The 14801-nt window shown below is 56.4% G+C and carries 11 protein-coding genes; 6 read left to right on the plus strand and 5 right to left on the minus strand.

The window, feature by feature from the left end:
* Positions 1-284: 284 nt before the first annotated feature.
* Together ACFQDM_RS10295 and ACFQDM_RS10300 are read right to left on the minus strand one after the other, a co-directional pair.
* Positions 285-1379 (minus strand): alkene reductase, encoded by a 1095-nt coding sequence (locus ACFQDM_RS10295; protein WP_377378717.1) that lies wholly within the window; start codon positions 1377-1379, stop codon positions 285-287.
* 89 nt (positions 1380-1468) lie between these two features.
* Positions 1469-2320 carry a LytR/AlgR family response regulator transcription factor gene (locus tag ACFQDM_RS10300; protein ID WP_377378719.1) on the minus strand — a complete coding sequence of 284 codons (852 nt, stop codon included), beginning with the start codon at positions 2318-2320 and terminating at the stop codon, positions 1469-1471.
* 180 nt (positions 2321-2500) lie between these two features.
* Here ACFQDM_RS10300 and ACFQDM_RS10305 point away from each other — a divergent pair, with 180 nt between their 5' ends.
* From ACFQDM_RS10305 to ACFQDM_RS10325, 5 genes are all read left to right on the plus strand, one after another.
* Complete coding sequence (locus tag ACFQDM_RS10305; protein ID WP_377378721.1) at positions 2501-3724, plus strand: acyltransferase family protein; 1224 nt, start codon at positions 2501-2503, stop codon at positions 3722-3724.
* 126 nt (positions 3725-3850) lie between these two features.
* Positions 3851-4405 carry an RNA polymerase sigma factor gene (locus ACFQDM_RS10310; RefSeq protein ID WP_377378723.1) on the plus strand — a complete coding sequence of 185 codons (555 nt, stop codon included), beginning with the start codon at positions 3851-3853 and terminating at the stop codon, positions 4403-4405.
* The gene (locus tag ACFQDM_RS10315; protein WP_377378724.1) at positions 4402-5445 is read left to right on the plus strand and encodes a FecR family protein; all 1044 of its coding nucleotides are present in this window, start codon (positions 4402-4404) and stop codon (positions 5443-5445) included. Before ACFQDM_RS10310 ends, ACFQDM_RS10315 begins: the two co-directional genes overlap by 4 nt.
* Before the next feature lie 258 nt (positions 5446-5703).
* Positions 5704-8904, plus strand: coding sequence for a TonB-dependent receptor (locus ACFQDM_RS10320; RefSeq protein WP_377378726.1), 3201 nt, complete (start codon positions 5704-5706; stop codon positions 8902-8904).
* A 78-nt stretch (positions 8905-8982) separates the two neighbouring features.
* A complete protein-coding gene (locus ACFQDM_RS10325; protein WP_377378728.1) occupies positions 8983-10437 on the plus strand; it encodes a metallophosphoesterase in 1455 nt (484 codons plus the stop codon).
* A gap of 102 nt (positions 10438-10539) precedes the next feature.
* Here ACFQDM_RS10325 and ACFQDM_RS10330 read toward each other — a convergent pair whose 3' ends face one another.
* Both ACFQDM_RS10330 and ispG read right to left on the minus strand, forming a co-directional pair.
* Positions 10540-11262, minus strand: coding sequence for a hypothetical protein (locus ACFQDM_RS10330; protein WP_377378730.1), 723 nt, complete (start codon positions 11260-11262; stop codon positions 10540-10542).
* A gap of 79 nt (positions 11263-11341) precedes the next feature.
* On the minus strand, positions 11342-12469 hold the full coding sequence (gene ispG / locus ACFQDM_RS10335) for a flavodoxin-dependent (E)-4-hydroxy-3-methylbut-2-enyl-diphosphate synthase (protein ID WP_377378731.1): 1128 nt from the start codon (positions 12467-12469) through the stop codon (positions 11342-11344).
* A gap of 167 nt (positions 12470-12636) precedes the next feature.
* Between ispG and ACFQDM_RS10340 the strand changes: the two genes are divergently transcribed.
* Positions 12637-13776, plus strand: coding sequence for a pyridoxal phosphate-dependent aminotransferase (locus ACFQDM_RS10340; protein WP_377378732.1), 1140 nt, complete (start codon positions 12637-12639; stop codon positions 13774-13776).
* Positions 13777-13845: 69 nt separating this feature from the next.
* On the opposite strand, the gene ACFQDM_RS10345 is transcribed toward ACFQDM_RS10340, so the two are convergent.
* Entirely contained in the window at positions 13846-14751 is a 906-nt protein-coding gene (locus ACFQDM_RS10345; RefSeq protein WP_377378734.1) for a helix-turn-helix domain-containing protein, read from the minus strand.
* Positions 14752-14801 lie beyond the last annotated feature (50 nt).

Below are 14801 nucleotides of genomic sequence, written 5' to 3' on the forward strand. Positions count from 1 at the left end.
CCCTTGGCGAACTTTTCCGTTCGCTCGTCGAATTGCGGGTGGCTTACCACCTTCGCAAATTGACAGTCAATACTGACTGCAAAATGCTGCTGACAAAATCTGCTCGCCTGGGAGAACATTCCAAGGACAGCTGTTCGCAGCCTGACATGCTGGGGCGGCAGCGAAACAAGCCCTGCGCGTCCGGACGCCGACATTGAACTCGTATCGGTTCGTTAGTGCTGAATATAAAAAAAGCCCTCCGACCTTTGGTCGAAGGGCTGTGTTGTCGATTGGTGCAGGTCTGCCTATGGGCGGGAGGACAGGAATGGGTAGTCGGTATATCCCGTCTCGTCGCCGCCATAGAAGGTTTCCTGGTTCGGCTCGTTCATGTCGGCACCGATGCGAATGCGTTCTGGCAGATCCGGGTTGGCGATATAAGGACGGCCAAAGGCGACAGCTGTTGCATAGCCGCTTTCGATCGCTTCGCTTGCGCGTTCGCCATCATATCCGCCGTTTGCGATGTAATTGCCTTCATAGCGCGAACGCAGACGTTTCAGCATGGCCGCATCCTCATCGCTGGAATCGCTGGTGAAAAAGCTTTCGACGACGTGCAGATAGGCGAGATTGCGCAGGGACAATGTCGAGTAGATGGCACCGAAAGTTGCTTCCGGATCGCTGTCTGACATGTCGTTTGCCTGTCCAAGCGGTGACAGACGCACACCGATGCGGCCTGGCGGGAAAATGCCTTCAACGGCGGCCAGAACTTCCAGAAGGAAGCGCATCCGGTTTTCAACATTGCCACCATAGGCATCGTCGCGGTTGTTCACGCCATTCTGGAGGAACTGGTCCAGCAGATAGCCATTGGCGGCATGGACTTCCACGCCATCAAAACCGGCTGCGCGGGCGAACTGCGCCGCATTCTGATAGTCTTTGATGGTTGCTTGAATGCCATCAATGCTGAGGGCTTCCGGCTTGGAGGTCGCTTCAAAGCCATTGGCTGTGAAGGTCTGGCTGTCTGCCTGTTTGTCGGATGATGAGACGGGGGCGCGTCCATCCGGCAGGAGCGAGGTGTGGCTGATGCGGCCAACATGCCAGAGCTGGCAGAAAATGCGTCCACCGCCCGCATGGACGGCATCTGTGATCTTCTTCCATGCGGCCATGTGTTCGGCCGTGTGAATGCCCGGCGTATCAATATAGCCTTTGCCCATGGGCGAAATCTGCGTGGCTTCGGAAATGATCAGGCCGGAGCTCGCGCGCTGGTAATAATAGGTTTCGGCCCAGGATTTCGGGGTGCCATCGCTTTCAGAGCGATTGCGTGTGAGCGGGGCCATCAGAATTCGGTTCGGAATTTCAACATCGCCCAGTCTGGTGGGCTCGAACAGTTTCTCTGAGATCGACATTTTTTCTCCCTTTTGGATACGTAATGACGACGCTTCAGATGTGGTGAGGTTCCGATCGTTAAAGGCTGTTCAAGGAAAGGTGATCAACGTCAGGTGGACATTCCGGGCAGTTGATCACGGTAACTGCGCGATCCGGGGATCTGTGCGCCGTTCTCCAGAAGGATGGACACATTGCCATCGCCCGTAGGCCGGATTTCCTGAATGTGACCGGTGTGGACGAGATAGGAGCGATGCACGCGGATATGGCCTGTGCCGGATTCGTGAAGCAGGCGTTCGAGTTCGGAAAGTGGCATGCGTGCCAGATGGGTCTGGTGCGGTGTGGTGACTTCCACATAGTTCGAAGCGGCCTTTGCGCAGATCACATCATCGGCCTGAATGAACAGGGTGCGTCCACCGGATTTGAGCGTGAGGCGACCGCGCTCATGCGCGTCCTCACGGGCAGCGCGGGCTTCGAGGGCGCGCTGTTCCAGCAGGCGCCCGGTGGAGAAGGCAAGCGCAAGCAGCGTGTAGCTCAGAATGTCCTTGCGATATTCATAGAGCCAGATCTCGGGCTGGAAGAGGCCGAACTCATAAGGCTCGCTGGACAGGAAGGACTGAGCGATTTTGCGGATCGCGACCATGGTGAGGATGTGGCACGCCGAAAACACCATGGAGGCCAGAATGTGTGCTGGCAGCGTTCGATACCAATTGCTTGCCGAGACCGGAAACCGGGACAGCATGACGGGAACAATCGGGATGAAGATCAGGGCTGCGAGGTGGGATGACCCCTGCCAGATCCAGGGATAGACCCATTCGGTGTGACCATCGCGTGCGAGATCAAACTGATCGGAACTGGCCTCGACCAGAAAATAGGCGAAGACGAGTATGACGACCAGCACCCAGGTCTGCCGGTCGGCGTGTCTGTCTGCGAGGTGTTCGGGGTGGGTTTGCGTCGTCGTCATCCGGTTCTACTGGCACAATTTTTCGAAAGGCCAAATTGGCGCGGCCCGGCATTCGTCCCGGCAGGCTGAATTTCGTCCCCGGCGAGCCGATTTCGTCACCTCTGTCTGATGATGGTGGCAAAGCGGCGGCTGCGCGCGGGTCAAACGGGCAGGGTGAGCTTTGCTGAAACGGAGCTTTTCATGACCCTTATTTCGACCCGGCGATATGATCTCGACTGGCTGCGGATCATCGCTTTCCTGCTGCTGATCTTCTACCATACCGGCATGTTCTATGTGAGCTGGGACTGGCATGTGAAAAGCGTTCATGCGGGGCCCGATGCCGAATGGCTGATGCGTTTGCTGAACCCGTGGCGGTTATCACTCCTGTTCTTCATTTCCGGTGTGGCCCTGCGTTTCGCCGCAGATAAATCCGGGGCTGCCTCATTGCTGAAGAGCCGGTTGCTGCGTCTGGGGCTCCCCATTCTGTTTGGCATGATCCTCATCGTTGCGCCGCAAAGCTGGCTGCAGCTGGTGGAGTCAGGTGAGTTTGAAGGCAGTTTCGCGGCCTTCTGGCCACGTTATCTGTTTGTCGGGCCCGCCTTTTCTGTGCTGACGCCGACCTGGAACCACCTCTGGTATGTTGTCTATCTGTTGGTCTATGTGCTGCTGATCGCGCCAGTGTCAGGCCCGATGAGCCGGTTTATGGCGGGTCGCGGCGAGGCGATCTGCAAGCAGGTTGTTGCCGGATGGCCGGGTGTTCTGGCTATGCTGGCGCTACCGGCGCTGCCGCATATGATCTATCGCCTGGTGCTCGATCCATACTTTCCCACCACGCATAATCTGATCTGGGACTGGGCCAATCATGCCCATAGCCTGACCTATGTGCTGATCGGGTTCTGGCTCGCCAAATCTGAAAGTTTCTGGGGGGCTGTGCGCCGTGTGATACCTGCCGCGATCTCGCTCGCGATTGGCCTTGGCGTAGTTCTATCGGTGCTCTGGGCGCAATGGGACGCGCTGGCTGTCTCTGAAGACTGGCAGTGGGTGATCTGGCCGGCACGCATGGGCCGCATTCTCTATGCCTGGCTTGTGATCCTATCACTGATCGGATTGGCGCAGCGCTATCTGAACCGGCCGGGCCCGCTCCTGACCTATATGACGAAGGCGATTTTTCCCTGGTACATCCTGCATCAGACGCTGATCATTCTGGCAGGTTTCTGGCTGACGCGGCAGGGCTTGAATGTCTGGGCAGAGTTTGCGCTGGTGATCACGGCAACGGTCGCGGGGTGTTTCCTGCTGAATGAGCTGATCATCCGGCGCGTGCCGGTCCTGCGACCGCTCTTTGGTCTGCCCTATCGGCAAGAGCAAGCGCGCACCGATACGCTGCCGGGCTTTCAGCTGTCGCATAAAAACACAGGTCCGGCATGAAGTTGATGCGCGCAAAGCAATGGGGCGGTTGAGCGCTGGACAGCACAAAGCCGGTGCGCCATTAGATCGCGAGTTCGGAAACCGTCCCTAATTTCCGGTGTGGAGCACCGGTCGGAGGCATCTATCGTGAGTGCCGAAGCGTTGCCTGAGAAAGATCCGACTGCGCTTCTGCGCGGACTGACCGAGCGACTCTACCGCAAACATGGCGCGCATCTGATTGTCTGGCTCCGCAAACGGTTCGGCGATGGACCGCCGGAGCCGGAAGACTGCGCACAGGCGGCGTTTGCGAAAATTTCCGGCATGGACAGTTTCGATCATGTCGAGGATCAGCGCGCCTTTCTCTACACTGTTGCAGCCAATATTGCTGTCTCCGGCATACGCTCTCAGCGCCGGGCGACGCGCCTCATCGAAGAAAATGTCAGTCATACTGACATTATTTTTGAAAATCTGACGCCTGAACGCGTCCTCCTAGGCAAGGACAATTTCAAGCAGCTGAAAAAGGCGCTCTCGCAATTGACGGACAGGCAGCGTGAAATCGTGGAACGAAGCAGGCTGAAAGGGCAGACCTATGCTCAGATCAGTCAGGAAACCGGTTGGAGTCTGGGGACGATTTCAGCCGAACTGCGGACTGCCATGCTTGTGCTTGCGAAAATACATGACCCGTCGGGAGGGGACGAATGACGCGGGAAATAAGTCGCCGCGAGCTGCTGCCAGTCGGCAGTGATGCTGTGACATCACTGGATGAGGAAGCGGCGCTGTGGCTTTCAGAGCTGCACGGAGATGCGTTCAGCGAGGCTGATGAGCAGCGTTTCAGGGCGTGGATTTCGCAATCGGATGCACATGCGTCATCGCTTGCGAGGCTCGAGCAATCCTGGCGGGACCTCGATCTGTTGCTCGTGGAAAACGCGCTACAGTCGGAAGCTGATGCGGATACCAGATCGACCAGCGTGTCCGCGCATGTCGCTAATGACAATAAACCCGCCCGGTTTGGAAAATTGTTGAAATGGGCTGCGCCTCTTGCAGCCGCCTGCGCTGTCATAATTGGACTTATGATCATCCAGAACGCTCCGGGGTCGGAGCCTGACCGATTTCGGTATGCGAGCGATAAGGGCGAAATAAAGACGGTGGAGCTTGCCGACGGCACCCAATTGACATTGGGCGCGCGCACGACAGTGACTGGCAGCTACACCGAAGGTCGCCGCTTTCTCCAGCTCCAGCAAGGGCGCGTCTTTCTGGATGTGGTCAGGGATGAAGACCGTCCGTTTATTGTCGAGTCCGATAACACCCAGGTCCGGGTTCTTGGCACGACATTTGATGTGGAGCGGGGCCGTGACTGGGTGAATGTCGCTTTGGCAAGCGGACGGATTGAAGTTGGTCTGCGCGGCAAAACCGATCGGGAAAACCGCGTCCTGGAGCCGGGGCAGAAAATACGGGTCTTTCGCGATGGTCAGCTTGGTGATGTGAGCCGCTTTGATGTCGCCTCTCTGTCCTGGCGCAATGGCAATCTGGAATATCTGAATGCTCGTTTAAGTGATGTTGTCTTCGAATTGAACCGCTATCGAGACGTCCCGATCCTCCTGGCAGACAGAGATATCGGTGATCTGCGGGTGACGTTTTCCGTTCCGTCCGGAGAAACCGACGTGTTCCTGAAGGCGGTGGAAGAGACCTTGCCAGTGCGCGCAGTCGAGACCGCGGGGGCTGTTGCGCTTTACAGGAAATGATTTTCAAGAATACAACTATTGAAGTATAATTTGGTAGATACAAATAGTTTTGTGACATTTATTTAAATATAATGTGTATCAATTGTTTCAATTATTTGAAAGTAAAAAACTGTTCTGTGAAACAATTGTGAAATCATGATTTTCTCCTGAAAATAAACTTGGCTGAAGCGACCAGTTCTCGGAGACCAACTTCGGCGCGTCTGACGGGGCGCTGTCGGAGCTGGCTTCAAAGCTGTTCTTTTCAGGGGAAAACCTACAATGTCGCAACAAGCCAACGGGCAAATGAAGACCGGTATCACCCGGTCACTGCTTGCTGCCGTATCTGTCTTCGCACTCCAGGGGGTGGCGCAAGCCGCAAGTGCACAGGACGCATCTGCTGTTCAGCCGATCTCGCTGAATGGCGGGAATCTGAGTGAAGTCATCGTCGAGCTCTCACGTGAGAGCGGCGTGCCTATTTTCGTGTCCGGTGAATTGATCGAGGGCATTAATGTTCCACCCCTGTCAGGTGAGATGTCGGTCCGCACCGCGCTGGAAAGCCTGACACTCGGTCAGGAACTGGAGATTTCCGAGAATGAAAGCGGTGCGCTGATCATAAAGTCAGTGAATGCTCCGAAAGAGATTTCACAAAGCGAGGCCTCGATCTCCACGTCTTTGTCCGGCCAGGTGACGGCTGCAGGCACGATGGGGTATCTGGAAGGCGCGCTCGTTGAAATTCCTTCGCTGAACCGTTCGGCAGAGACCGACCGCGAAGGCCGCTTTATCATCCGCAATCTGCCTACAGGCACGTTTGACGTGCTGATCACGTATCAGGGCAAGCGTGATTTCTCGAGCACTGTGAAAGTCGCGGACGGCAAGTCCAAGACGTTGAGCGTGGCCATGCTGCCATTGTCGGCCGATGACGATGTCGGTGTCATGGACAAGGTGATTGTAACCGCGTCCCCGATTGCAGATTCAGAAGCTGCTGCCTATTCGCGCCAGAAAGCCTCAGACAACCTCGTCAACATTATTGCATCCGACACGATTGGTCGCTTTCCTGACCAGAACGTCGCTGCGGCACTGTCTCGCGTGCCGGGTGTTTCCGTCGAGCGTGACCAGGGCCAGGCGCGTTACATCAACCTGCGTGGTGCGCCGACGAAATGGACAACCCTGTCTTTCAACGGATTGAACATTGTTTCGCCGAGTGGACGTACGCCGCGCTTTGATACGGTTCCGAATGCGATTGTGTCATCGATTGAAACAACGAAGGCGACGACAGCGGACATGCCTGCGGAGTCGATCGCCGGTAACGTCAACATCATCACGAGAAGTCCGTTCGACCATAACGGTCTGATGATTTCCGGTCAGGTTGCCGGTGGCTATATGGAACTCGGCGGCGGTGGAGAGCAGGATCTGAACCTCGCGATCTCCAATACCTTCAACAATGACACGATGGGCTTTGTGGTTTCTGCCGCGCATTATGAGCGCGATCAGGTGACCGACAATATCGAAAACCGTTTTGAACAGGCGAGCGAAGCGCGTGGCACGCCCGGTGAAGATATCATTTGGGCCAGTCAGTATGATTATCGTCTCTATCGCCTGAATCGCCAGAACAGAGCATATTCTGGCCGCTTCGACTGGCGTCCGAATGCCGATCACGAGCTCTTCGTTTCATCCATTTACACCGAGTTCCGTGACCATGAGCAGCGCCATTTGCTGCGATTTGACCTGGATGATTCCGAATCGTGTTATGCGCAGGTCTCATGCGGCAACACGTTTGAAGAAGGTATTGTTTATGGCGTCGAAGGTGACGGCCAGTTCAATACCGGCCTCAGCATTCAGAGCATTCTGACGAATACACTCGGCGGTGATCACTTCATCAAGGGCTGGGATGTCAGCTGGCGCCTCAATCAAACCAGCGCAAATGATGAAGGTTTCGCGTATTCTCAGTACGCGTTTACCAGCGATAGCAGTCTCGAGAGCCGTTTCACGGTCGAGTATGACTACACCGACCCTGACTATCCGATCTTCACCATGTTCGATACGATTGATAACGGGGACGGCACGTATTCTGCAGGACAGCAGCTCGATTTCTATGACGTTGAACGCCTGAAGTTTGATCGTGTGACCGAGTATCACAATCTGGATATGACGCAGTCCTGGGGCGGTCGTATCGACCTTGAACGCGACATTTCCGTCTATGATCTGCCGGTCACGGTGAAGTTTGGCGGCTCCTATGACACCCGTCTGAAGAAAGTCAAAGAGGACCGTACGCAGGTCTCTCCGGATACGCTCGAGGCGGCTGGTCTCAGTCAATTCAATGCGACCGAGATCATGTCTGACGAGTTGATGTTCGGTGAATTCCCTAGCGGCTGGGACGGATATCTTTACGACCATGACAAGGCGGCGCGTGTGCTGCGCACAGCGCTTGCGCAAGGTGCTGGTGAATATCAGAGCGACCGTTTCCTTGAAAACTACTATCGCGTTCAGGAAGATATCGCAGCGCTGTATGCGATGGCGACGGTTGATTTCGACTGGGGTAACATCGTTGCCGGTCTACGCGTAGAGCGTTCCGAAAACGAAGGTGAAGCCTATGGCGTCGAGGATGACGAGTTCGTTCTGCTGGATGCCGGTGATAGCCACACAGGCTATTTCCCATCCATTCACATCAACTACGACATCACTGAAGATCAGAAGTTCCGTCTGTCCTTTAACTCTGGTCTGGCGCGCGCCGACTTCGATACCCGGGCACCAAACTTTGAGATCAATGATGAGGATCAGGAGATTTCCGGCGGCAACCCATTCGTCAAACCAGAACTCGCCTATGGTGTGGACGCTTATTACGAGTGGTATCTGAAGCCGGTTGGTATTCTGTCTGCCGGTGCTTTCTTCAAGTACATCAAAGATCCGATCGTTTCCATGAATACGCGGTTTGGCTCTAATCAGCTGAACACACCGCTCTACAATCGTGCCGACTACATGTTCGACACCGATGCGAATGGTGACAAGGGGCAGTATTACGGTCTCGAATTTGTCTATGCCCAGAAGTTCGACTTCCTGCCGGATTACGGTCTGCCGGAATGGACGGATGGTTTTGGTTTCAATGGAAACCTGACAATCGCCGATTCTGAAATCACATTGGGTGATGGCCGTACGGCGCCAATGACGAGTTCGTCTGATTATAACTACAACACGTCCGTTTACTGGGAGAAATACGGTATTTCTGCTCGGGTGAACTGGCAGTGGCGTACCGAGTGGTTGAACTCCTACGGCAGTTCCGAGGAATTTGACCGTTACTGGGATGGCCTGGGTCGTCTCTCCTTCGGCGCGCGCTATCAGGCGAATGACAATCTCGAATTCTACTTTGATGCAAAGAACCTGACCGATCAGGTTGGCCGTCGCTATCGCGGCAATGACAGCCGCGTCTACGAGATTGAGGGCTTTGGTCGCACCTATATGGCAGGTCTGCGGTTCAATTTCTAACGGCCTCAAATGACCTTTCCATCCGGGGCAGAATGGCTGCCCCGGATGCTTTTTTTTCAGACAATCCGGATGAACAGAATGATGAAGCATTTGCTGCTCTCACTATGCTGCCTTGGTGCGAGCCTTGCGCCGCAAGCCTATGCACATGGCGAACACGACCATGACGAAAAACCCCTGACGCCGCCCTGGCAGGACGCCTCGAGCTGGCCTGACCGCATCGTCACCACGATCCCGGAAGCGCCGCAGACAAGCTTTGCTGTGACCTGGCGAACGGATGATGATGTGAGCTCTGCTGTGGCTCAGATCGTCGAAGCAACCGATGCGGCGCGCTTCGATGCGGGCGCAGAAATTGTGCTGGGTGAGACCGAAGCGCTCGATCTGGTGGATGTGCCGATTGCGCAGGAAATCTGGAAAGCGGACTGGAATGAAGGTCTGGCGCCGGTTCACTATCACTCTGTCATCTTTCGCGATCTGAAGCCGGACACGGTCTATGCCTATCGTGTGCGCGGTGGTGAGGGGAACTGGAGTGAGTGGTTCCAGATCCGCACAGCGGCAGAAGACGGCCCTGTGAAGTTCATCTATGTCGGGGACGCGCAGAACGGTGTTCTGTCACACTGGTCGCGCCTGATCCGCGCCGCATATTCGACAGCGCCGGACTCCCGCTTCATTCTGCATGCGGGAGACCTCGTCAATAATGGCGCGCGTGACATTGAATGGGCGAGCTGGTTCAAGGCTGTCGGCTTTATTCATGGCATGCTGCCAGCCATTCCGGTGGCGGGAAATCATGAATACCGCCGCTACAAGCTGAATGGTGAAGAATCTGACCGGCTGTTGTCCATGATGTGGCGGCCGCAATTCACCCTGCCGGAAGCACCTGGTCTGCCAGATGATCTGCAGGAAGCGGCTTATGACATTCGCTATTCTGACGACATTCACATCTTCATTCTGTCGACACAGAACGAGAAAATACAGGCGCAGGCGGACTGGCTGGACGAACAGCTGGCACGCAGTGATGCGAAGTGGAAAATCCTGTCCATGCACCACCCGATTTTCTCTTCAGGCAGTGACCGGGATACGCCTGAGCTTCGCGACGTTCTGTTGCCTGTGATCCAGAAACATAAGGTCGATCTGGTTCTGCAGGGCCATGATCACACATATGCGCGCGGCGCGATGAGCCAGACGCCGGAGCGGATCAGCTATACTGATGCTGGCGGCGATGTGGACATCATGTTCGTGAACTCTGTGTCCGGTCCGAAGCAGTATGACTTCAAGGACACTGGCTGGGATGACTATGCCGACACGGGCGTCCAGCTACAGCGCAGGGCGGAGAACACGCAGTTCTTCCAGATCATCACGATTGATGGCGATACGCTGACCTATGAAGCCCGCACGGCGCTGAACAATCTCTATGATGACTTCGTCATGACCAAGGGTGAAGACGGCAACAAGACGATCACGCGCGGCGCTCAGTCGACCATGGATGAACGCATGTTCGATTCAAGCGAGCCATATGTGAAGGGCGGCCTCGACTAAGGCGTACCGCCAACCTGTTTCGCCGCCTTCGCGCGAACCCATCCAGCTGCATGCAGGTTGCTTACCCCTCCCTGCATGCGAGCGGAGGCGGCGATCCCTCTTCTAAAGGAGCATCTGCACGCCGCAGAACTCAAAGCCGCGCGCGTCGATCTCGCAGCCTTGCTCGCTGGCACGTTTGAGGATGCTGGCTTTGTCCGGCAGGTCGAGATGATAGGCTGTGATGCCGGTTGTCTCTCCATGCTGGAAACAGACCGGTCCGTCTTCGGTATCAAAGCAATTGCGCGCGTCATCATAATCTGCGCCGAGGGCGGTAGCCCATGTCTTACCGAGTGCGACCGGGTCTGGCGCACTGAGCGTGATGCCACATACGCCGCCGACTGCGCTGCGCTGGTCCCAGTCCGGTCCACCCCAGCGCCAGGCCGATGCCGGGCGGGGTTCATCGATGGAGACAATCGCGCCGCCAATATCTGCCGGGTGAATATGGCTGGCGGAGATGTCATCAAGATCAATATCCCAGACGCGGCGCAGCTTTTGCGCATCCAGCCGGGCGCGTGAGGCCTGAATGTCAGGGACCTGGAAGATGGCCATATAGCCGCCTTCGCCATTACGGTCGAGAAAGCGTCTGGCGGGTGCTTCCGGTGTGGTGGGAACAACGATTTCGATGAATTGGTCGCCGAGCGCGTAGACCTCATTCACCAGTCCGAATTCGGCGACGCCCGGGTCCGGAAAGGGCGTCTGAAGCCCTAAAATCGCAGTCAGTTCGGAAAAACGTTCCGTGCTTTCGCACGCAAAGACGATCTGTCGGATCCGCAATCCGCTTGTCATTCATGCCTCCCAGCTTTTTTTGTTTTTCTTTGCAGAATGCCGGAGGAATGTGCGCACGTCGACCTATAAAACGTCGTGTTTATTCCGCTGCGGTTGCTTCGGTCTCACGCGCGTCGCGCATGGCTTCAGCCTTTTTCTCGACCAGTTCGACAATGTGCTCGATCATGTCAGCGTTCGAGACATTATGATCGGCCTTGCCGGAGACGAACATCTTGCCGGATTCCTTGCCGCCCCCGGTAAAGCCGAGGTCAGTCAGGGCCGCTTCGCCCGGTCCGTTGACGACACAGCCAATGATGGAGAGCGAGATCGGCTCTGCAATATGGGCGAGGCGATCTTCGAGTGTTTCAACCGTTTTGATGACGTCGAAGCCCTGCCGCGCGCAGCTTGGGCAGGCAATGATGTTCACACCGCGTGTGCGCAGACCAAGGCTTTTCAGCATGTCAAAGCCGACTTTGACTTCTTCGACCGGATCGGCGGACAGGGAGACACGGATGGTATCACCAATGCCCATCCAGAGGAGATTGCCCATGCCGATAGAGGATTTCACGGTGCCGGTGCGCAGGCCGCCTGCCTCTGTAATACCCAGATGAAGCGGGGCATCGGTTGCTTCAGCCAGTTGCTGATAGGCCGCGACGGTGAGGAACATGTCTGAGGCTTTGACCGAGATCTTGTAGTCGTGAAAGTCCAGATCATCGAGAATTCTGGCATGGTCGAGCGCGCTTTCGACCATGGCATCGGGGCAGGGCTCGCCGTACTTCTCCAACAGATGGCGTTCGAGCGATCCACCGTTCACGCCGATGCGGATGGAGCAGCCATTATTGCGTGCAGCAGAAACGACTTCCTTCACGCGGGCCTGATTGCCGATATTGCCGGGATTGATGCGCAGGCAAGCTGCGCCAGCCTCGGCCGCTTCAATGCCGCGCTTATAGTGGAAGTGAATATCCGCCACGATCGGCACCGGGCTTTCGCGGCAGATTTGCGGCATGGCGGCTGTGGCGTCTTCGGTCGGGCAGGACACGCGGACAATATCTACGCCAGCGTCGGCGGCGCGATGAATCTGGTCCAGCGTTGCGGCGGCATCTTCCGTCGGTGTGTTGGTCATGGTCTGGACAGCGATTGGCGCATCCCCGCCAACCGGCACATTGCCGACGAAAATCTGGCGGGATTTGCGGCGCTCAATATGTCGCCAGGGGCGTATGGCCTGCATGAGAGACGTCCTTTTGCCGTTGGCTCATACATGGTCCGGTAATCCTGTCAGGTAAAGGGCGATTTATGGGCAGGACTGCAGGTTTCTGCTGCCAGTAAGCCATTCTGCTTCATTGCAGGGGATGGGAGATGCTTTTAGGGAGGAGAGAAGCAGACAAGAGGCAGGTTATGCGCGTTTCGACCCGAGGGGATGTGGCCCCTTTCATCGTGATGGATGTGATGGAGCAGGCTGCCCGGCTGGAGGCGCAGGGGCGTCGCATCATTCACATGGAGGTTGGCCAGCCTGGGACAGCCGCGCCTGAAGTTGCGCGCACACGCCTTGCTGCCGAAATGAATGAAGGTCCGCTTGGTTATACCGGCGCGCTGGGGCTGCCAGCCTTGCGCGCGCGCATCGCGCAGCTTTATCGCGATTGGTACAATGTTGATCTGAACCCTGAGCGCGTGGTTATCACGACCGGCTCATCGGGCGGATTTACGCTCGCTTTTACGTCTCTGTTTGATGTGGGAGCAAAGGTCGGTATCGGGATGCCGGGCTATCCATCCTATAAGGCCATCCTGCAGGCATTGGGGCTGGAGACCGTGGCGATTTCCTGCGCTCCGGAAAACCGCTATCAGCCTGTGCCGGCTGATCTGCCGGATGATCTGGATGGTTTGCTGGTGGCTTCACCGGCCAATCCATCCGGAACCATGCTGGACCGCGAAGCGCTGAGTGCGCTGATTGGCGCGGTTCAGGCAAAGCATGCGGCGTTCATCTCGGACGAGATTTATCACGGCATTGATTATGAGCAGAGACCGGTAACGGCGCTGGAAGTGAGTGATGATGTCTATGTCATCAACTCATTCTCGAAATACTTCTCGATGACCGGCTGGCGCGTCGGATGGATGGTTGTGCCGGAAGATCATATCCGCCGGGTCGAACGGCTGGCGCAGAACTTCTTTATCTGTCCGCCGCATGCCAGTCAGATCGCGGCGCTGGCAGCGTTCGACGGGGAAGCGGAGCTGACGGCCAATGTCGCGGTTTATACGCGCAACCGCGCGCTGATGCTGGAGGGGTTGTCTGAGGCTGGCTTTACGAAGATCGCGCCACCGGACGGTGCGTTCTATATCTATGCTGATGTGTCGGATTTTACCGAGGACAGCCTCGCTTTTGCCAGGGAAATCCTGGAAGAGGCGGGGGTGGCTGTCACGCCAGGTGTCGATTTCGACCCGGAGCGCGGCCACCACATGATGCGCTTTTCCTATGCGCGCGCGACGGGCGACATTGAAGAAGGCCTTGCGCGGCTCAAGGCGTTCATGGCGCGTCGCTGACATTCAGCATCAAAAAACAAAGGCCGCCCAGAGGGCGACCTTTGTTGAAAAGAGCGAATGAAAAAGGATCTATTCGGCGGCTGCGAGCTGTTCGGCTTCTGCGGCGCGCGCGTCATTGACCATTTTGACGATGGTGTCGATGCCGAGCGTATAGAGCGGCTCGTCAGCTTCGCCGAGTGTGGAGAAGGTTTCGCCATCAACCACCCATTCGAATGCACCGGCATCCTGTGTGGTGAGCGTCCAGCCAGCACCAATGCGCAGGTCGTAGACTTCGTTCTTCGCCAGTTGGCGGTCAATGAAGAGTGTGCCGTCAGCGCCGCGGATCTCGATCCAGGCGCGGCGATTGGCGCGGACGCCCAGCTTCATCGGGTGATTGGCGCTCGCGAGTACTGGCGAGGAAGCATCCGTCACCGGCGTGCGGGCCGCATTGAGGCGCGGTGTCATCGCGATTGGCGGCGCGGTTTCCGTCACCACCGGGCTTTCGTTCATTTTGGACAGCGCCTGGAATCCGAACCAGCCGCTTGCGCCCAGAATCACGAGGCCGAGCAACATCAGTACCGGTTTCAGGAAATTGGTTTCCTGACGCGGTGAAATCTGTGGTGCAGGTTTGGTGTCACCAAATGTGAGTGAGCCGCACTGACTGTTGAAGTCTTTGACGCAGACCGTCGGGTCCAGACCAAGATAGCGGGCATAATCGCGCACATATGGATTGACCATACCGCGCGGCAGACGTGATGCCTGCATTGCCTCAATCGCTTCCAAGTATTCACGGCGATATTTCAAGTGCCGTGCAATATCGTCTGTTTTGAGATTTCTGTTTTCGCGCGCGGCCCGAAGTCGGTCGCCTACGCGAATATTAGGATCGTTGGTTTCGTCTACGAGATGTAAGTGACTAGACTTATTCTGTGTAAGTCTTTTGCCCTCGGAGATACCCACAATCGTGTCAGCTTTTTTTGTTTCTATCGCCTGCGCCATGGCTCGCCCGCCTGTTCAGAGCTCTTTTGCCCGTAAAAAACTCTATCCAG

This window comes from Ponticaulis profundi (assembly GCF_042659465.1).
In the GTDB taxonomy this organism is placed as follows: Bacteria; Pseudomonadota; Alphaproteobacteria; order Caulobacterales; family Hyphomonadaceae; genus Ponticaulis; species Ponticaulis profundi.